An 18,601-nucleotide genomic window follows, 5' to 3' on the forward strand; every position below is an offset into this window, starting at 1 on the left:
CCACACCTCAAGTCAGGTAGCGGGCCTGAGCGCAATCAGGCGTCCTGATAGCTCTCGATCGACGGGCAGGCGCACACCAGGTTGCGGTCGCCGAACACGTTGTCGACCCGGCCGACCGGCGGCCAGTACTTGCTTTCCACCAGGCTTGGCAGCGGGTAGACCGCCTGCTCGCGGCTGTAGCCGTGGGCCCACTCGCCAACCAGCTCGGCCGCCGTGTGCGGGGCGTTCTTCAGCGGGTTGTCGTCCTTGTCCAGGCTACCGCTTTCGACCGCACGGATTTCTTCGCGGATCTGGATCATCGCGTCGCAGAAGCGGTCCAGTTCTTCCTTGGCCTCGCTTTCGGTCGGTTCGATCATCAGCGTGCCGGCCACCGGGAAGGACATGGTCGGGGCGTGGAAACCGAAGTCGATCAGGCGCTTGGCCACGTCGTCGACGCTAATGCCGCTGGTGTCTTTCAGTGGGCGCAGATCGAGGATGCACTCGTGGGCCACCAGGCCATTGCCACCGGTATACAGAACAGGATAGTGCTCTTCCAGGCGGCGGGCGATGTAGTTGGCGTTGAGGATCGCCATCTGCGAAGCACGCTTGAGGCCGGCACCGCCCATCATGCGGATGTACATCCAGGTGATCGGCAGGATGCTGGCGCTGCCGAACGGTGCGGCGCACACCGCCCCTTCGGTGTTTTCCAGCTGCGCATGGCCTGGCAGGAACGGCGCCAGGTGCGACTTGACGCCAATCGGGCCAACGCCCGGGCCGCCGCCACCGTGCGGGATGCAGAAGGTCTTGTGCAGGTTCAGGTGCGATACGTCGCCGCCGAACTTGCCCGGCGCGCACAGGCCGACCATGGCGTTCATGTTGGCGCCGTCGATGTACACCTGGCCACCGTTGTCGTGGATGATCGCGCAGATTTCGCCGATCGCTTCCTCGAACACACCGTGGGTCGACGGGTAGGTGATCATGATCGCGGCCAGGCGTTCGCGGTGCTCGATGGCCTTGGCGCGCAGGTCCTCGACATCGACGTTGCCGCGGGCGTCACAGGCGGTGACGACTACGCGCATGCCAGCCATGTGTGCGGTGGCCGGGTTGGTGCCGTGGGCCGACGACGGGATCAGGCAGATGTCGCGGTGGCTTTCGCCACGGCTGCGGTGGTAGGCGCGGATGGCCAGCAGGCCTGCGTACTCGCCTTGGGAGCCGGCGTTGGGCTGCAGCGACACGGCGTCATAGCCGGTGGCGGCGCACAGCATGGCTTCCAGCTCGGTGGTCATCTGCAGGTAGCCCTGGCTCTGCGCGGCCGGGGCGAACGGGTGCAGGTTGCCGAACTCGGCCCAGGTAACCGGGATCATTTCACTGGCCGCGTTCAGCTTCATGGTGCACGAGCCCAGCGGGATCATGCTGCGGTCCAGTGCCAGGTCCTTGTCGGCCAGGCGGCGCAGGTAGCGCATCAGCTCGGTTTCGCTGTGGTAACGGTTGAACACCGGGTGTTCGAGGATGGCCGACTGGCGCAGTAGGGCGGCAGGCAGCAGCGAACCGGTGCTGGCGGCCAGGGCGGCGAAGTCAGGCTGGGCCTTGTCGTCACCGAACAGCTGCCACAGGGATTCAACGTCAGCCTGGCTGCTGGTTTCGTCCAGCGACAGGCCCACGTGGGCGGCATCGATCTGGCGCAGGTTGATGCCCTGGGCGCGTGCCTTGTCATGCAGGGTTGCGGTGGCAGTGCCAGTAGCCAGGGTCAGGGTGTCGAAGGCGCTGGCGCCCACTACCTGTACGCCCAGCGTCTTCAGGCCGGCGGCCAGGATCGCGGTCAGTGCATGGGTGCGTTCGGCAATGCGCTTGAGGCCGGCCGGGCCGTGGTAAACGGCGAACATGCTGGCGATGTTGGCCAGCAGCACCTGGGCGGTGCAGATGTTGCTGGTGGCCTTTTCGCGGCGGATGTGCTGCTCGCGGGTCTGCATGGCCAGGCGCAGGGCGGTCTTGCCGAAGCGGTCGATCGATACGCCGACCAGGCGGCCCGGCATGTCGCGCTTGAACGCGTCCCGGGTGGCGAAGTAAGCCGCGTGCGGGCCACCGAAGCCCAGTGGTACGCCAAAACGCTGGGCGCTGCCGATGGCCACGTCGGCATCAAACTCGCCCGGTGGGGTCAGCAGGGTCAGGGCCAGCAGGTCGGCCGCGACGGCGACCAGCGCGTTGGCGGCGTGGAAGCGCTGTACCACTTCACGGTAGTCAAACACTTCACCGTTGCTGGCGGGGTATTGCAGCAGGGCGCCGAAGAAGGCACTGACATCGCCCAGCTCACGCTCGTCGCCGACCACCACCTCGATACCCAGCGGCTCGGCACGGGTGCGCAGCACGTCGAGGGTTTGCGGGTGGCAGTGCACGGAGGCGAAGAAGGCGTGGCTGGCCTTGTTCTTCGACAGGCGCTTGCAGAAGGTCATGGCCTCGGCCGCAGCAGTGGCTTCGTCGAGCAGGGAGGCGTTGGCGATCGGCAGGCCGGTCAGGTCGCTGATCAGGGTCTGGAAGTTCAGCAGCGCTTCCAGGCGGCCTTGGGAAATTTCTGGCTGGTACGGTGTGTAGGCGGTGTACCAGGCCGGGTTTTCCAGCAGGTTGCGCAGGATCGGCGCCGGGGTGTGGGTGTTGTAGTAGCCCTGGCCGATGTAGCTTTTGAACAGCTGGTTCTTGCCGGCGATGGCCTTGAGCGCGGCGAGCGCGTCGGCTTCGCTCTGGCCGTCGTGCGAGCCCAATACGCTGGTGCCCTTGATGCTGTCTGGGATGACTGCGGCCGTCATGGCGTCCAGCGAGTCGAAGCCCAGGGCGGCGAGCATGGCCTGCTCGTCAGCGGCGCGAGGGCCGATGTGGCGGGCGATGAATTCGTTGGCTGTGCTGAGGTTGATGGTCATGGCGGGGTTCCTCAGGCGTCGTCGTTGGCTTTGATCAGGCGGTCGTACGCGTCCTGGTCGAGCAGGGCGGTGACTTCGCTCATGTCGGCCGGGTTGAAGCGGAAGAACCAGCCTTCCCCCATCGGGTCTTCGTTGACCAGTTCAGGGCTGCTTTCGAGCTGGCCGTTGACCTCGACCACTTCGCCGGTCAGCGGCATGTACACGCCGCTGGCGGCCTTGACCGACTCGACGGTGGACGCTTCGCTACCTTTCTCATACTGCTGCAACTCGGGCAGTTGCACGAAAACCACATCGCCAAGGGCGTTCTGGGCGTAGGCAGTGATGCCCACGGTGACGCTGCCATCGGCTTCGACGCGCAGCCATTCGTGATCTTCAGTGAAACGCAACTCGCTCATGGGGAATCCTCGGGAAGCAGGGCGTTGGGCGCGGTGGCTCCGCGCTCTTGGGTTGGGATTCCCTAAGCAATAATGCGGCCAATCATAATAAATCCTTTTAAATCAACAACTTATCTAATTAATGCAATCCATTTGTCATTTTTGTGGAATGAAAACGCTACAGTTAGCGAGGAGGAGGAATGGGTTTTGGGATCAAACCCTTGTGCAGGCGCATTCGAATGCGTGTGTATCGATTTCAATCCGATGTATTGAAATCGATACAGGTGGGGTTGTCGGAATTCAACCTCCAGTAAGGAAGGGCAATGCCAGGTACAACTTGATCACGATCACATTGATGATGTCGATGAAGAACGCGCCCACCATCGGCACTACCAGGAAAGCAATGTGCGAGGCGCCGTAGCGCTGGGTCACCGCCTGCATGTTGGCGATGGCCGTCGGCGTTGCCCCCAGGCCGAAGCCGCAGTGCCCGGCAGCCAGTACTGCCGCATCGTAGTTGCGGCCCATCACCCGGAACGTCACGAAGATCGCGAACAGTGCCATGACCAGTGTTTGCGCGGCCAGCAATATAAAGAAGGGTAAGGCCAGTGCGGCCAGGTCCCACAACTTCAGCGACATCAAGGCAATGGCCAGGAACAGGGACAAACTGACATTGCCCAAGACCGAAACTTCCCGCTCGAATACACGGTAGAAGCCGAATGCGGAAAGAACGTTGCGCAACAGCACGCCGACGAACAATACGCACACGAAGGTCGGTAATTCAAATGCAGTGCTTTTCAATAAACCGTGAAGGAGGGTGCCCGCCAGCAAGCTGACGGCAATCAGGGCCAAGGTTTCGATGAATGAAGATGATGTAATCAGGCGCTCTTTATTCGGCTGCTCAAAGCCTTTTGGCAGTTGGGGGGCTTCTTCTTCGCTGCCGTGCGTCTTTACCCGCTTGATCAGCAGCCTGGCAACCGGGCCGCCAATAAGGCCGCCCAATACCAGGCCGAAAGTGGCAGAGGCCATCGCCAGTTCGGAGGCCGAAGGCAGGCCAAATTTTTCAGTGAACGTCGCGCCCCAGGCGGCGCCTGTGCCGTGGCCACCGGAGAGACTGATCGAACCGGCCAGCAGGCCCATCAACGGGTCGAGCCCCAAGGCCGTTGCCAGGCCGATGCCCATGGCGTTCTGCACCAGGAGCAAGCCAGTCACCACCAGCAGGAACACGGCGACCACACGCCCGCCTTTCTTCAGGCTGGCGAAGTCTGCACTCAAACCGATGGTGGCGAAGAACGCCAGCATCAACGGGGTTTGCAATGAGGTATCAAACTGGACCTGTATATCGAAGCTGCGTAATGCCAAAAGTGCCAAGGCAACGACCAATCCGCCTGCAACAGGTTCCGGGATATTGTAAACGCGCAGGAAACCAATGCGCGCGACCAGCCCGCGCCCCAGTAGCAGTACTAAAGAGGCGGCTACAAGTGTCCCGTAAAAATCGAGTTCAAACATCAAGGTACTCTTCGTTCAAGGTGACATGCGAAATTACGATGTCACCATTCTACGGCGAGCACTCCAGTCAATTGCGGCTACACGGCTAGGAAAAGTCTGAATGAGCTGTCGGTTTTGACGACACGCATCAAAGTTTCCCGGGTATTCCATATTTACGCAGCCGCTGGGCAATAGCGGTATGCGAAGTTTGCAAGCGCCCGGCCAGCTGCCGCGTCGACGGGTAACTGGCATACAGGCGCTGTAACAGTTCCCGCTCGAAATCACCCACGGCCTGTTCCAGGCTGGCCACTTCGCCGTCCTGTCCGCGGGCCACCGAGGTGCCAGCAATGTCCAGGTCGCCGATATCCACCAGGTTGCCCTCGCAGATGGCTGCAGCGCGGAAAATCACGTTCTGTAGCTGGCGCACGTTGCCCGGCCAAGGGTTGGCCAGCAGTGCAGAGTGGGTGGCGGGGGTCAGCCGGCAGGCTGGGCGCTGGATCTGTGTGCAGGCTTGCTGCATGAAGAAGTGCGCCAGCATCAGGATGTCCTGGCCCCTGTCGCGCAAGGGCGGTACCTGCAGGTTGAGCACGTTGAGGCGGTAGAACAGGTCTTCGCGGAAGCTGCCTTCGGCGACCATGCGCTCCAGGTCGCGGTGGGTGGCGCTGATGATGCGCACATCCACCTTCACTTCGCGGTCGCCGCCCACCCGACGGAAGCTGCCATCGCTTAGAAAACGCAGCAGCTTGGCCTGCAAATACGGTGACATTTCGCCAATTTCATCAAGGAACACCGTGCCCTGGTTGGCCAGCTCCATCAGCCCAGGCTTGCCACCGCGTTGCGCGCCGGTGAAGGCGCCAGGGGCGTAACCGAACAACTCGCTCTCGGCCAGGCTTTCGGGCAGTGCGGCACAGTTCAGCGCCAGGAATGGTGCCGCATGGCGGCTGCTGATGGCATGGCAGGCGCGGGCCACCAGCTCTTTACCGGTGCCGGTTTCGCCATGCACCAGCAGCGGTGCATCGAGCGCCGCCACGCGCAGGGCCCGGGCCTTGAGGGTGCGGATGGCGGGCGATTCGCCGAGCAGGGCATCGAAGCCTTCGGCGTGGTCGTGGTGCAGGGCCGACAGGCGTTCGCCCATGCGCGTCGGGGGGTACAGCGTCAGCAGGCCACCGGCGTTGGTGATCGGCATGGCGTCCAGCAGCAGGCTCTGGCCGTTGAGCTGCATCTCGCGCATGGGCAGGTGGAAGTTGTTGTCCAGCAGCGCTTGCAGCAGCGCGGGGTCGCCGAACAGTTCACCCACCGAGCGCCCGGCGGATTCGCGGCCGCACAGGGCGATCAGCGCCGGGTTGGCCAGCAGCACCAGGCCTGCGCTGTCCACTGCCAGCACCGGGTCGCTCATCGCTGCCAGCAGGGCATCGAGCTGCAGGTGACGACGCTGGCCTGGGAGGATGTCGACCACGTCCACCGATTGCACGCCCTGCACCTCGAACAGTGCATCATGCAGTTCTTCGAGCACGGCGGGGCTGAGGGTGGGGGCGTCGATGTAGACGTTCGGCGGGACCATCTCCACGGCGTCCAGGTTGAGGTGGCGGGCACCGAGCAGGGCGAGGACTTCCTGGGTGATGCCGACGCGGTCGATGAAGCTGACGTGGATGCGCATGAGGAGGCGAAAGGTGGTGGCCGGGGAGGGCGGTAGTATGCCTTAACATTGCCGGGGCCGCTTTGCAGCCCCATCGCGACACAAGGCCGCTCCCACAAAGTTTATGCATTCTCCCGTAGGAGCGGCCTTGTGCCGCGAATGGGCTGCAAAGCAGCCCCAAAATTCTGAAATCACTCCAGATGTTCAGGCTTGATCGAGTCGCCCGACTTCACATCCAGTTTGGCGCGGATATCTTCGAACATCGCGTCGTAGATCTTGTGCGGTGAGCTAAGGGTTTCGAATTTCTTGGGCGGGGCGAGGTGGGCCTGGGCCTTGCGGCTCATCACCATCAAGAAACTGGGCAGCACCTGGTCCTTGGGCAGAAAGAACTTTTCATCAATCGTCTTGCCTTCGATGCTGCCATGCATATGGAACTGTATGCCGCGGCCTTCCTTGGGATCTTGCGTCGCTTCGTACTCGATGTTGAGGTCGTAACTGTGGTCGGTGCTGTTCAGCGCAGTGCGCTCGATATGCACGTGACCGGGTTGAAACTGAGCCATGGCGAATCCTCCCGGAGGTCGAAAACGGCGGGCGCCAGGCACCCGCCAACTGCATTCAACGGTAGCTGATCCCAGGCTTCTCGGTGGAAACCCGTGTGCCGGCAGTACCTTTGACAATGTCTTCAATGTTTTCCAGCGAACTGATCACCGCCACCTTGCCGGTGTTGCGGGCAAAGTCACTGGCAGCTTGCACTTTCGGCCCCATGGAACCGGCGGCGAAGCCGAGGCGTTCGAGTTCGTCCGGGTGGGCCTGGGCAATGGCTTTTTGCGTCGGCTTGCCCCAGTCAATGTAGGCTGCATCGACGTCAGTGGCGATGATCAGAAGGTCGGCTTCCAATTGCTCTGCCAGCAGTGCCGAGCACAGGTCCTTGTCGATGACCGCTTCGATACCTTTGAGCTTGCGGTTTTCATCGTACATGGTGGGGATGCCGCCACCGCCTGCGCAAATCACGATGCTGTTCTTTTCCAGCAGCCACTTGATCGGGCGGATTTCGAAGATGCGCTTGGGTTTCGGGCTGGCCACCACACGACGGTACTTGTCGCCATCGGCCTTGACCACCCAGCCTTTCTCTTTGGCCAGGCGCTCGGCCTCTTCCTTGCTGTAGACCGGGCCGATGAACTTGGTCGGGTCCTTGAAGGCGGGGTCGTTGGCGTCCACTTCCACCTGGGTGAGCAGGGTGGCGAACGGCACCTCGAAAGCCAGCAGGTTGCCCAGTTCCTGTTCGATCATGTAGCCGATCATGCCTTCGGTTTCTGCACCCAGCACGTCCAGTGGGTAAGCCTCGTCAGGCTTGTAGGACAGGGCCTGAAGCGACAGCAGACCGACTTGCGGACCGTTGCCGTGGGCGATGACCAGTTCGTTGCCAGGGTGAATCTTGGCGATCTGTTCGGTGGCGGTGCGGATATTGGCGCGCTGGTTGTCAGCGGTCATGGGCTCGCCGCGACGCAGCAGGGCGTTGCCGCCCAATGCAACAACGATACGCATGGGGAATGTCCTTTACGCAGATGGGGTGAGCGCCTCGATCCTTTGTGGGAGCTGGCTTTCCGGCATCGCCGGAAGCCAGCTCCCACAGGAGCGAAGTGATTGTCAGAGGTCAGCCAGGGTCGATACCAGGATTGCCTTGATGGTGTGCATGCGGTTTTCCGCCTGCTCGAAGGCGATGCAGGCCGGCGACTCGAACACGTCGTCAGTCACTTCGATGCCGTTGGCCAGGTCCGGGTACTGTTCGGCGATCTGCTTGCCGACCTTGGTGTCGGAGTTATGGAACGCTGGCAGGCAGTGCATGAACTTGGTCCGTGGGTTGCCAGTGGACTTCATCAGCTCGGCATTCACCTGGTAAGGCTTGAGCTGCTTGATGCGCTCACCCCAGGCTTCGATCGGCTCGCCCATCGAAACCCACACGTCGGTATGAACAAAGTCCACACCCTTGACCGCCGCTTTCGGGTCTTCGGTGAGGGTGATGCGGGCGCCGCTTTCCTCAGCGTACTTCTTGCAGCGCTCGACCAGGTCGTCATGCGGCCACAGTGCCTTTGGCGCGGCGATGCGCACATCCATGCCGAGCTTGGCGCCAATCAGCAGCAGCGAGTTGCCCATGTTGTTGCGGGCGTCGCCCAGGTAGGCGTAGCTGATGTCGTGCAGCGGCTTGTCGCTGTTCTCGCGCATGGTCAGCACGTCAGCGATCATCTGGGTGGGGTGGTACTCATCGGTCAGGCCGTTGAACACCGGTACGCCGGCAAACTTGGCCAGCTCTTCGACGATTTCCTGCTTGAAACCGCGGTACTCGATGGCGTCGTACATGCGCCCGAGCACGCGGGCGGTGTCCTTCATGCTCTCTTTGTGGCCGATCTGCGAAGAGTTGGGGTCGATGTAGGTAACGTTCGCGCCCTGGTCGTAAGCCGCCACTTCGAAGGCGCAGCGGGTACGGGTGGAGGTTTTTTCGAAGATCAGCGCGATGTTGTTGCCCTTCAGGTGCTGCTGCTCGGTGCCAGTGTACTTGGCACGCTTGAGGTCGCGGGACAGGTCCAGCAGGTAGCGCAGCTCACGGTTGGTATGGTGTTCCAGGCTGAGCAGGTTGCGGTTGTGAATGTTGAACGCCATGATTGCTTCTCCTTGAGTCCGGTAGTGTCCCGGCCGGCACTTTGTGGGCGCGGCCGGGTGCAATGGTCGTTAGTAGTCGATCGGGTCACGCACAATCGGGCAGGTCATGCAGTGGCCGCCGCCCCGACCCCGGCCCAGTTCGCCGGCGCTGATGGTGATGACCTCGATGCCGGCCTTGCGCAGCAGGGTGTTGGTGTAGGTGTTGCGGTCATAGCCGATGACCACGCCCGGCTCGATGGCCACCACGTTGTTGCCGTCATCCCATTGTTCGCGCTCGGCGGCAAAGCTGTTGCCGCCGGTCTCGACCACGCGCAGTTTGTCTTTGTTGCCCAGCAACTGTTCGGATACCACCTCGAGGAACGAGGCATCCTGCGGCGCGATGTTCATGCCATAGGGCTTGCTGGAGTCTGGGGTGATGATGAATGGCTTGATCTCTTTCACCACCTCCGGGAACACCGTTACCAGGTCGCGGTCGCAGAAGCTGAACACGGTGTCCAGGTGCATCGCCGCGCGGGACTTCGGCAGGCCGGCGACGATGATTTTCTCGGCCGCGCCTTTCTCGAACAGGTTCTGAGCGAGTTGGCCGATGGCATGGCGCGAGGTGCGCTCGCCCATGCCGATCAGCACGATGCCCTTGCCGACCGGCATCACGTCGCCGCCCTCGAGGGTGGCGTTGCCGTGATCCTTGTCCGGGTCGCCATACCAGACCTGGAAGTCAGCACCGGTGAATTCCTTGTGGAACTTGTAAATGGCTGTGGTCAGCAGGGTTTCCTGGCGTCGCGCAGGCCAGTACATCGGGTTGAGCGTCACGCCACCGTAGATCCAGCAGGTGGTGTCGCGGGTGAACTGGGTGTTGGGCAGCGGCGGCAGAATGAAGCTGGAGTGGCCCAGGTACTTGTTGTACATCTTGATCACTTCGGCGCCTTCGCTTACTGGAAGGTCCTGGCCCGCCACGCCGCCAATCAGGAACTCTGCCAGGTGGCGTGGTTCCAGCCCTTCGAGCCAGCTACGCACCTCGTTGGTCAGGCCGACACCCACGGTGTCAGAGGTAATCTTGCGGTCAAGGATCCACTTGAGGGCTTCGGGTTGCTGCACGATGTCGGTCAGCAGGTTGTGCATTTCCAGCACATCCACGCCGCGCTCGCGCATTTTGGTGACGAAGTCGAAATGGTCACGCTTGGCCTGGTCGACCCAGATCACATCGTCGAACAGCAGCTCGTCACAGTTGCTCGGCGTCAGGCGCTTGTGCGCCAGGCCCGGCGAGCAAACCATCACTTTGCGCAGTTTGCCGGCTTCGGAGTGGACACCGTACTTCTGTTTTTCAGCGGACATGGTTTCATTCCTCCAATTGAACGAAGACGTGGGTCAAAGGGTCAGGAAGCCGTCGTACAGGCCATAAGCTGCCACCAGGGCGCCAATGACCACGGCTGCGAAGATCAGTTTTTCCACGCTGGTGAAGATAGGTTGGCCAACTTCACGCTTGGCTTTGGCGAACAAAATCGCCCCAGGTGCGTAGAGCAGGGCCGAGAGCAGCAGGTATTTCACGCCGCCGGCGTACAGCAGCCAGATGGCGTACAGCAGGGCGATGCCGCCGATGATCAGGTCTTTCTTGCGTTCGGCCAGGGCCTGCTCGTAGGTTTCGCTGCGCAGTGCCAGCAGGAACGCATAGGCTGCCGACCACAGGTAGGGCACCAGGATCATCGAGGTGGCGAGGTAGATCAGCGACAGGTAGGTGCTGTTGGAGAACAGCGTGATCACCAGGAAGATCTGCACCATGGCGTTGGTAAGCCACAGGGCGTTGGCCGGTACCTGGTTGGCATTTTCGCGGCGCAGGAACTCCGGCATGGTGTGGTCTTTGGCGGCAGCGAACATGATCTCGGCGCACAGCAGTACCCACGAAAGCAAGGCCCCCAACAGCGAGATGATCAGGCCGACGCTGATAAGCACCGCGCCCCAGTGGCCGACCACATGCTCCAGTACGGCTGCCATCGACGGGTTCTGCAGCTTGGCCAGTTCCGGTTGGGTCATGATGCCCAGCGACAGTACGTTGACCAGCACCAGGAACAGCAGCACGGTGACAAAGCCGATGACCGTGGCCTTGCCCACGTCAGAGCGCTTTTCCGCCCGGGACGAGAAGATGCTCGCGCCCTCGATGCCGATGAACACCCACACGGTGACCAGCATCATGTTGCGCACCTGGTTCATCACGCTGCCCAGCTCCGGTGTACCCAGGGCCCAGATGTCGGCGGTGAAGATGTCGAGCCTGAAGGCAAACAGGCAGATCAGCGCGAACAGCACCAGCGGCACCACTTTGGCCACGGTGGTGACCAGGTTGATGAATGCGGCTTCCTTGATGCCGCGCAGCACCAGGAAGTGCACCGCCCACAACAGCACCGATGCGCCAATGATGGCGGCCGGCGTGTTGCCTTCCCCGAAGATCGGGAAGAAGTAACCCAAGGTGCTGAACAGCAGCACGAAGTAGCCGACGTTACCCAGCCAGGCACTGATCCAGTAGCCCCAGGCCGAGGAAAAGCCCATGTAGTCGCCGAAACCGGCCTTGGCGTAGGCATACACCCCGCCATCCAGGTCAGGCTTGCGGTTGGCCAGGGTCTGGAACACGAACGCCAGGGTCAGCATGCCGACCGCGGTGATGCCCCAGCCGATCAGCACGGCGCCAACCCCTGCACTGGCGGCCATGTTTTGCGGCAGCGAGAAGATCCCGCCGCCAATCATCGAACCGACGACAAGTGCAACTAACGCGCCGAGCTTTAGTTTTCCGGATGAATCAGACATTTAACAACTCCTGCCAGGAGAAAGTTGACGTCAGCATAAATCCGACGCCGATGCCGTAAGCTGACTTGTGTCAGTTTAAGGCGACGTGAAGGAGGAAATTTCCTTCACGGGTGCTCCTGGAGAGTGCCGACAGCTAAAGCTGCAAGCCTTGCGCGCTGGCACCTCCATGTCTTTCTAGAGCAAACGCTCTGTTCAGCCTGCGATGCTTGAAGCTAGCCGTTTTTGACGCTTTCGCAAATTTTTCACAATAATTTTGAGTTTTATCGGGAACTGTTCTAGTTGCTGTCCAGCTGCTAGCTTTTAAGGAAGGATGCATAGACAAAGCAGTTATGAGTGCTATAGCTTGAGTGGCGGGTTCTCTTATAAGTAACCACATTTATATGGCCTGCAGGGCTGTTTCAAAGGTATGACAGCGCGTAAAAAAATGGGGGATGCATGAGCGAACCGGGACAGAAGCTGCGCCTGGGCGCGCTGATCGCACTGGTGGTCGGCTCGATGATCGGTGGCGGGATCTTCTCGCTGCCACAGAACATGGCGGCGCGTGCCGATGTCGGGGCGGTGCTGATCGGCTGGTGCATCACCGCCGTCGGCATGCTGGCCCTGGCGTTTGTGTTCCAGACACTGGCCAACCGCAAGCCGGAACTGGACTCGGGGGTGTACGCCTACGCCAAGGCAGGGTTCGGCGACTACATGGGCTTCTCGTCAGCCTGGGGCTACTGGATCAGCGCCTGGCTGGGTAATGTCGGCTATTTCGTACTGCTGTTCAGCACCCTGGGCTTTTACTTTCCGGTTTTCGGCGAAGGCAACACGCCGATCGCCATCGGCTGTGCCTCGTTGCTGCTGTGGTCAGTCCACTTTCTGGTTCTGCGCGGCATCAAGGAAGCTGCGTTCATCAACCAGGTGACCACCGTGGCCAAAGTGGTGCCGTTGCTGATGTTCGTGGTGATTGCGGCGTTCGCCTTTCGTGCCGATATCTTCACCCGTGACATCTGGGGCTTGAGCAACCCGCAATTCGGCAGCGTGCTGGAGCAGGTGCGCAACATGATGCTGGTGACCGTGTTCGTGTTCATCGGCATCGAGGGCGCCAGCGTGTACTCCGGGCGCGCCGAGCGTCGTTCGGATGTGGGCAAGGCTACCGTTATCGGTTTTCTTGGTGTGCTGGCGCTGCTGGTGCTGGTCAACGTGCTTTCGCTGGGGGTGATGACCCAGCCTGAACTGGCCGGTTTGCAGAACCCGTCGCTGGCCTCGGTCCTGGAGCATATCGTCGGCCCTTGGGGGGCGTTGCTGATCAGCCTCGGCCTGGCGGTTTCGCTGCTGGGTGCGTTGCTGTCCTGGGCGCTGCTGTGTGCCGAGATCCTGTTCGCCACGGCGCGGGACAAGACCATGCCGCGCTTTCTGGCCAAGGAAAACGCCAACCATGTGCCCTCCAACGCCCTGTGGCTGACCAACTGCATGATCCAGGGCTTCCTGCTGATTACGCTCTTCTCGGCCGGTACCTACACCAGCCTCATCTACCTGGCTTCGTCGATGATCCTGGTGCCTTACCTGTGGTCGGCGGCGTATGCCGTGCTGCTGGCTGTGCGTGCAGAAACCTACGCCGGGCAACCGGGGCTGCGCCGCAAGGACTTGCTGGTGGCGCTGGTTGCCTTGCTGTATGCCGTGTGGCTGTTGTATGCCGGCGGGCTCAAGTACCTGCTGCTGTCGGCGCTGCTGTATGCCCCCGGCGTGATCCTGTTCGCCAGGGCCAAGCATGAGCAGGGCCAGGCATTGTTCACCACATGGGAAAAGCTGATTTTCGCCGCCGTGCTGGCGGGCGCTGCACTGGCGGCCTACGCCCTGTATTCAGGGCTGTTGAGCTTGTGACGGGGCAGGGCAGGCGTGTTCCGGGCGTGACCAGATCCACAGGTTGCCCAGGGTCATGCCGGCGATTGCCACGAACACCGGCCAGTGGTGCTCCAGAAACGTCAGCATCAGGCCCGCGCACAGCAGCATGCTGATGGTAGCGCTTACCTTGGCCCGGCGCTGGATCACCTTGCCGTTGCGCCAGTTGTAGAGAATCGGCCCGAACAGCCGGTGGTTCTCCAGCCAGGCAGACAGGCGCGGCGAGCTGCGGGTCGCCGCCCAGGCGGCCAGCAGGATGAATTCGGTGGTCGGCAAACCGGGTATGACGATCGCGACCAAGCCCACCCCGAGGCTCACGTAAGCCAGGATTCCATACAACAGGCGGGCGATCTTCGAGCGGGCAGGTCGGGTCATGGTCTCACTGCAAAAAGCGGTTCGGCCACCGGTAGGGTGGCCGGGTACGGCGTATCAGACCAGCGCGGCATCCGCAGCATAGGCATGTTTGAGCAGTTCGGTGAAACGCTCGAAGGCGGCAACTGCACCGCGTTCGGCAGCGGCTTCCTCTTCAGCGGACAGCTCAAGGCCATCGAGGATGCGGGTGAACTGCTTCCAGCCTTCGGCACGGCCACCGGCTGGCTCGCCCAGGTGGCGGGCACCGAAGGTGTCGGACAGCTCCAGGGCCACGGCACGCTTGATCAGAAACGCAGCGCCCAGTTTGGAGCCTTCAGAGACGAAGATCCAGCCCATTGCCTCGCCCAGGCTCGGCTTGCCCACGGCGCCTGGCACGGCGGCTGGCACTTCGGTGTCGAGGTCGGCGAGGTCCAGGCGGGCCTGGTCGGCACGGCAGCGCTCGGCCAGGTCGGGGACTATGGCGTTCAGCTGCGGATCGTTGTACAGGGCTTGCAGCTCGGACTGGAACAGGTACTGGGCAACGACGAAGCGGGCGAAGCTTTCGCGGCTGTCGAAGGGCGCGTGGGATTTGACCAGGCCATCCAGCTCGGCGTGCGGGGCGTGGGTGATCTGGTTCAGGCGCTGGGAGCGCAGGGCTGGGCGTTCGGTCATGGGGGCAGTCCTTGGAAAGAGGGGCATCTAGATACAAGACGAAACAGCGGCGGCGGGACAGTAAAAAAACTGCGTTTTTGGCTTGAGAGCGGCAGCGTCTGTGGAATCGAGCGCCGCCCGCGCGGCGCTCGATCTCACAGGCGATTCAAAGTTAAAGCCCTCAGATATCCCAAACCACATTGATACCGAAGTTGCGCCCCGGCATGGTCAGGCGGTCGATGTTGGCTGGCTGGGTCACAGCCGCTTCACCTTGGCCGTCGTAGCTGCGTACCGAATCCCACTGCCAGTACTTCTTGTCGGTGAGGTTGTACAGGCCGGCGTTGATGGTCACGTCGTCGGTGACCTTGTAGTAGCCGGTCAGGTCCAGCACGCCGTAGCCCGGGGTGCGGAACTTCGAGCTCGAACCGTCTGGCGAGTAGAAGCTGGAGTCGTCGACACGGGTCTTGCGCTTGACCAGCGTCCAGCTCAGCAGGCCGCCGTAGTTCTGCTGCTCGTAACCAAGGCCGAACACGCCCTTCAGCGGGTTGACGCTGTTCAGTGGCTCACCAGTGTCGTCGTTACGACCATAGGTGTAGGCAATCGAACCCTGGGTATACAGGCCTTGCGGCGCGCCGAAGTGGTCGAGGTTCAGGCGGCCCTTGACCTCGGCACCCTTGATGGTGGCGTGCTTGATGTTGTTGGCCTGGAAGGTCTGTTCCAGATTGGCGCTTTGCACCGCATCTTCGTCGATGAAGTCGCGGTACTTGTTGTAGAACACCGCCACATCGAAGTTACCTGCGTCGAAGTTGCCACGCAGGCCCGTTTCGTAGCTCTTGCTCTTTTCCGGTTCCAGGCCTGGGTTGCCTTCTACGCGGTAACCTTCCTCAAGGTTCACGAACTTTCCGTACATGGCCTTGGCGGTCGGAGTACGGAAGCCTTCGGCATACTGACCATACCAGGTGTAGTTGTCGTTGAAGGCGTAGGTCAGGCCGAACTTGGGCGAGACGCGGTGCCACTTCTTGTCCGAGTCGTCCTGGGAGGTGGGTGCCGTGCCGGTGGACTCCAGGCCACGCAGGAATTCGTCGGTGAACTTGGGTTCCATGCGCGTGTAGTCGTAGCGCGCACCGGGCATGAAGGTCCAGTTGTTCCAGCGGATTTCATCCTGCACGAACAGGCTGTAGGTGTTCACGGTCGGGTCCGGGAAGTCGCTGACCAGAACCTGGCCGTCTGCCGGGCGTTCGGCGCCTGCGGCGGAGCAACCGGAGCCCACGGCCAGGCAGGTGCCCGTGCCGCTGCGCGTACCGGTGATTTTCTCGTGCTTGATCGTGGTGCCATAGGTCAGCAGGTGGTCGGTGGCGCCGATGCTGAATGCCTTGTCCAGCTGGGCATCGAAGACCCACTGGCGGTCCTTGTAGGTCGTGTCACGCGTGCGCAGTACCTGGCGGCCAGGCGGTGCGTAGACTTCTTCGGTGTGCTGGTCGGTCTTGGCGATCTGGTAGTTGAGGCTCCACTTGACGTGGTCAGCGACCAGCGAATCCAGGCCGAACTCATGGTTGATGCCAAAGCGCTCGCGGGTGATGGTGTCGTTGCCACTGCGCGCCTTGTAGTAACCCATGCCGCCAAAGCCCGGAATGAACGGCCCGCCCACCGCGCTGAGGATGTTCTGGTCGCGGTCATCCTTGTAGCGCTCGTAGGTGAAGCCCAGGCGCGCGTCGTCGTCGTAGTTCCAGCCCAGCTTGGCCAGCACGTTGGTGGTGCGCACGTCCATCGGGTTGGCTTCGGTGCGCGACAGGCCGGCACCGCTGTGGCTGCCGTGGGTTTCGGTCTCGTGGCCGTTACGCTGGCTCAGGTGCAGCAGGCCATCGAAATCACCCTCCCGGCCGGCAACGGTGGCGGAGGTCAGCCAGCTTTCGTCGGCCGAGCTGTAGCCGGTCTTCAGCCGCGCACCCACGTCCTTGCCGGGCTTGATGATGTCGTCGGGGTCGAGGGTGAAGTAGCTCACAGCGCCGCCGATGGCATTGCTGCCGTACAGCACCGAGGCCGGGCCGCGGAGGATTTCCACGCGCTTGACGATTTCCGGGTCGACGTAGTTGCGTTGGGTCTGGGCGTAGGGGCCGTAGAAGAAACTGTCCGGGATCGATACACCGTCGACCTGGGTGAGGATCCGCTCGCCGTCGATACCACGGATGTTGTAGCCGTTCAGGCCGCTGCGCTGGCCGGTGCCGGCCACCGATACGCCCGGCTCGTAGCGCACCAGGTCCTGGATGTTGTTGACGTTCTGCCGGTCCAGCTGCTCTCGGGTCTGCACACTGACGGTGCTTGGCACCAGGCTGACGTCCTGAGCACTCCGGGTTGCGCTGACGGTCACCTGCTGCAGGGCGATTACGTTGCCGCCAGCCTGGCGCTCAAGCACCACGTTGCCGTTGCTGATCTTGCGAAAACTCAGCCCGGTACCGTGCAGCAGGCGCTTGAGGGCGGCATCTGGCGGCAGCGAGCCTTGTACACCCGGCGAAGCCACGCCGTCGGCCAGCTCGGCGCTGAAGCCGACTTGCCAGCCGGTGACCTGGCTGAAGGCGTTGATCGCCGACACCAGCGGCTGCTGGCCGATGCTGAAGCGGTAGTCACCCATGCGCGGGCTGCTGGCCCGGGCCGGTTCGGCGGCCAGCGCTGGCAGGCTGCAAGCGCCGCTGGCGAGCAGGGCCAGGGTCAACAGGGACAGTTGCCCGGTTCGGCGGGGAAGGGTGGACGTGCGGGTAGGACCAGTGGACATCGAAAGCGCTCCCTGATGCGCGGGCTGTTATAGATGATTGCTGTTCTCGTTTTCAAACAAGAATCAGTTGCATTGGCTATAACGAGACGGGCGGGGCAGGGCGATCGCGTAAAAATAATTTCGGGGTCAGTTCAGAATCACCAGCGCAGGGTACTCATGCAGCTGTGCCGAGGTGATATGGGCCAGTGCGCGCAGGGTTTCCAACGGCTGGTCGAGGCGGTAATTGCCGGTGACTGAAACGTCTTCGAGCTGGGCATTGCGGTTGATGATCCAGCCGGGATAGTAGCGCCGCACTTCAGCCAGCACCTGGCTCAGTGGGCAATTCTCGAACACCAGACGGCCGTCGACCCAGGCCAGGTCCTTTTGCATGTCGGCGCGTTGGCGCTGGCCGAAGCCCTGCGGGCCCACGCTGATGCTGTCGCCGGCACTCAGGCGGATGCGCTGGTCGCGTGCGCCTTGCAGGTCGACATCACCGCGTTGCACCCGCAGCTGGGCCTCGCCATCGAGGTAGCGCACGGCAAAGTCGGTATCGCGCACCTGTGCGCGCAACGGCCCGGCCTCTACTTCAAGCGGCAGCAGTGCGCCCTCCGGTATCTGGAAGTAGGCCTCACCCTGCAGCAGGCGGGCGACCGGGCGGCCGTCCCGGCGGTCGCTGGCAAATGCCGAGTTGGTGTTAAGCAGCACTTTCGCGCCGTCTTCCAGTTGCAGGCGCTGGCGCTCGCCCACCACCGTCAGGTGGTCGGCCTGCAGGCGGGTGGGCAGGTCGCCAACGGTGAACAGGCCGACCAGCAGCACCGCAGCGGTGGCCAAGGGTTTCCAGTGGCTGCGCAAGCGCCCGCGCCATGAGCGGCGCTGCTGCTGGTGCATCTGCGTGGCAGCCTGGTGCAACGGCATACCGTTCCACAGTGCTTCTGCCTCGACATAGGCCTCGGCGTTTTCCGGTGCGGCGCTCAGCCAGGCTTCAAAGGCCTGGGTGTCTGCGGCATCGGCGCATTGCAGGCGCACCAGCCAGTCCAGCGCCTCGTCCATGGCACGAGCACGGGCACTAGGCCCGGCAGGTGACGGGCGAGGGGCAGGGCTGTCGGTCACGGTGAATCCTTGAATGGTTTTT

Annotated in this window: 14 protein-coding genes; 1 reads left to right on the top strand and 13 read right to left on the bottom strand. The window is 62.3% G+C overall.

Translation table 11 applies throughout. The features are described 5' to 3' along the window. Positions 1-35: 35 nt before the first annotated feature. From gcvP to arcD (SB756_RS10870), 9 genes are all read right to left on the bottom strand, one after another. A complete protein-coding gene (gcvP, locus tag SB756_RS10830; RefSeq protein WP_341797670.1) occupies positions 36-2,891 on the bottom strand; it encodes an aminomethyl-transferring glycine dehydrogenase in 2,856 nt (951 codons plus the stop codon). Positions 2,892-2,902: 11 nt separating this feature from the next. Next, positions 2,903-3,286, bottom strand: a complete 384-nt coding sequence (gcvH, locus tag SB756_RS10835) for a glycine cleavage system protein GcvH (RefSeq protein WP_016501301.1) — start codon at positions 3,284-3,286, stop codon at positions 2,903-2,905. A 279-nt stretch (positions 3,287-3,565) separates the two neighbouring features. After that, positions 3,566-4,771, bottom strand: coding sequence for a sodium/glutamate symporter (gene gltS / locus SB756_RS10840; RefSeq protein ID WP_341797671.1), 1,206 nt, complete (start codon positions 4,769-4,771; stop codon positions 3,566-3,568). Positions 4,772-4,898: 127 nt separating this feature from the next. Next, positions 4,899-6,407, bottom strand: coding sequence for a sigma-54-dependent transcriptional regulator (locus tag SB756_RS10845; protein ID WP_016501299.1), 1,509 nt, complete (start codon positions 6,405-6,407; stop codon positions 4,899-4,901). 170 nt (positions 6,408-6,577) lie between these two features. Further along, entirely contained in the window at positions 6,578-6,946 is a 369-nt protein-coding gene (locus SB756_RS10850) for a DUF5064 family protein (RefSeq protein WP_341797672.1), read from the bottom strand. 55 nt (positions 6,947-7,001) lie between these two features. Next, positions 7,002-7,931 carry a carbamate kinase gene (gene arcC / locus SB756_RS10855; RefSeq protein WP_049277590.1) on the bottom strand — a complete coding sequence of 310 codons (930 nt, stop codon included), beginning with the start codon at positions 7,929-7,931 and terminating at the stop codon, positions 7,002-7,004. 102 nt (positions 7,932-8,033) lie between these two features. Then, positions 8,034-9,044 carry an ornithine carbamoyltransferase gene (locus SB756_RS10860; protein ID WP_016501296.1) on the bottom strand — a complete coding sequence of 337 codons (1,011 nt, stop codon included), beginning with the start codon at positions 9,042-9,044 and terminating at the stop codon, positions 8,034-8,036. A 69-nt stretch (positions 9,045-9,113) separates the two neighbouring features. After that, entirely contained in the window at positions 9,114-10,376 is a 1,263-nt protein-coding gene (arcA, locus tag SB756_RS10865) for an arginine deiminase (RefSeq protein WP_410910810.1), read from the bottom strand. 33 nt (positions 10,377-10,409) lie between these two features. Next, complete coding sequence (arcD, locus tag SB756_RS10870; RefSeq protein WP_341797674.1) at positions 10,410-11,837, bottom strand: arginine-ornithine antiporter; 1,428 nt, start codon at positions 11,835-11,837, stop codon at positions 10,410-10,412. A 435-nt stretch (positions 11,838-12,272) separates the two neighbouring features. Between arcD (SB756_RS10870) and arcD (SB756_RS10875) the strand changes: the two genes are divergently transcribed. After that, entirely contained in the window at positions 12,273-13,700 is a 1,428-nt protein-coding gene (gene arcD / locus SB756_RS10875) for an arginine-ornithine antiporter (RefSeq protein WP_341797675.1), read from the top strand. Here the strand turns inward: arcD (SB756_RS10875) and SB756_RS10880 are convergent. The 4 genes from SB756_RS10880 to SB756_RS10895 all read right to left on the bottom strand — a co-directional run bounded on the left by SB756_RS10880 (position 13,680) and on the right by SB756_RS10895 (position 18,579). After that, positions 13,680-14,093, bottom strand: a complete 414-nt coding sequence (locus tag SB756_RS10880) for a YbaN family protein (RefSeq protein WP_341797676.1) — start codon at positions 14,091-14,093, stop codon at positions 13,680-13,682. The two genes, arcD (SB756_RS10875) and SB756_RS10880, sit on opposite strands and share 21 nt — an antisense overlap. A 54-nt stretch (positions 14,094-14,147) precedes the next feature. Further along, on the bottom strand, positions 14,148-14,741 hold the full coding sequence (locus SB756_RS10885; protein WP_341797677.1) for a biliverdin-producing heme oxygenase: 594 nt from the start codon (positions 14,739-14,741) through the stop codon (positions 14,148-14,150). 160 nt (positions 14,742-14,901) lie between these two features. Beyond that, complete coding sequence (locus SB756_RS10890; RefSeq protein WP_410910811.1) at positions 14,902-17,490, bottom strand: TonB-dependent receptor; 2,589 nt, start codon at positions 17,488-17,490, stop codon at positions 14,902-14,904. Between the two features lie 126 nt (positions 17,491-17,616). After that, complete coding sequence (locus tag SB756_RS10895) at positions 17,617-18,579, bottom strand: FecR family protein (RefSeq protein WP_341797679.1); 963 nt, start codon at positions 18,577-18,579, stop codon at positions 17,617-17,619. Between the last annotated feature and the right edge of the window lie 22 nt (positions 18,580-18,601).

Source organism: Pseudomonas sp. SIMBA_068 (assembly GCF_046534705.1).
In the GTDB taxonomy this organism is placed as follows: Bacteria; Pseudomonadota; Gammaproteobacteria; order Pseudomonadales; family Pseudomonadaceae; genus Aquipseudomonas; species Aquipseudomonas putida.

What these genes read in the sequence shown, in the direction of transcription:
- SB756_RS10860 (WP_016501296.1), bottom strand. Translation starts at nt 9,044, where the DNA reads ATGGCGTTCAACATTCACAACCGCAACCTGCTCAGCCTGGAACACCAT.
- arcD (WP_341797675.1), top strand. Translation starts at nt 12,273, where the DNA reads ATGAGCGAACCGGGACAGAAGCTGCGCCTGGGCGCGCTGATCGCACTG.
- SB756_RS10850 (WP_341797672.1), bottom strand. Translation starts at nt 6,946, where the DNA reads ATGGCTCAGTTTCAACCCGGTCACGTGCATATCGAGCGCACTGCGCTG.
- SB756_RS10845 (WP_016501299.1), bottom strand. Translation starts at nt 6,407, where the DNA reads ATGCGCATCCACGTCAGCTTCATCGACCGCGTCGGCATCACCCAGGAA.
- gltS (WP_341797671.1), bottom strand. Translation starts at nt 4,771, where the DNA reads ATGTTTGAACTCGATTTTTACGGGACACTTGTAGCCGCCTCTTTAGTA.
- arcC (WP_049277590.1), bottom strand. Translation starts at nt 7,931, where the DNA reads ATGCGTATCGTTGTTGCATTGGGCGGCAACGCCCTGCTGCGTCGCGGC.
- arcA (WP_410910810.1), bottom strand. Translation starts at nt 10,376, where the DNA reads ATGTCCGCTGAAAAACAGAAGTACGGTGTCCACTCCGAAGCCGGCAAA.
- gcvH (WP_016501301.1), bottom strand. Translation starts at nt 3,286, where the DNA reads ATGAGCGAGTTGCGTTTCACTGAAGATCACGAATGGCTGCGCGTCGAA.
- arcD (WP_341797674.1), bottom strand. Translation starts at nt 11,837, where the DNA reads ATGTCTGATTCATCCGGAAAACTAAAGCTCGGCGCGTTAGTTGCACTT.
- SB756_RS10885 (WP_341797677.1), bottom strand. Translation starts at nt 14,741, where the DNA reads ATGACCGAACGCCCAGCCCTGCGCTCCCAGCGCCTGAACCAGATCACC.
- SB756_RS10880 (WP_341797676.1), bottom strand. Translation starts at nt 14,093, where the DNA reads ATGACCCGACCTGCCCGCTCGAAGATCGCCCGCCTGTTGTATGGAATC.
- SB756_RS10890 (WP_410910811.1), bottom strand. Translation starts at nt 17,490, where the DNA reads ATGTCCACTGGTCCTACCCGCACGTCCACCCTTCCCCGCCGAACCGGG.
- gcvP (WP_341797670.1), bottom strand. Translation starts at nt 2,891, where the DNA reads ATGACCATCAACCTCAGCACAGCCAACGAATTCATCGCCCGCCACATC.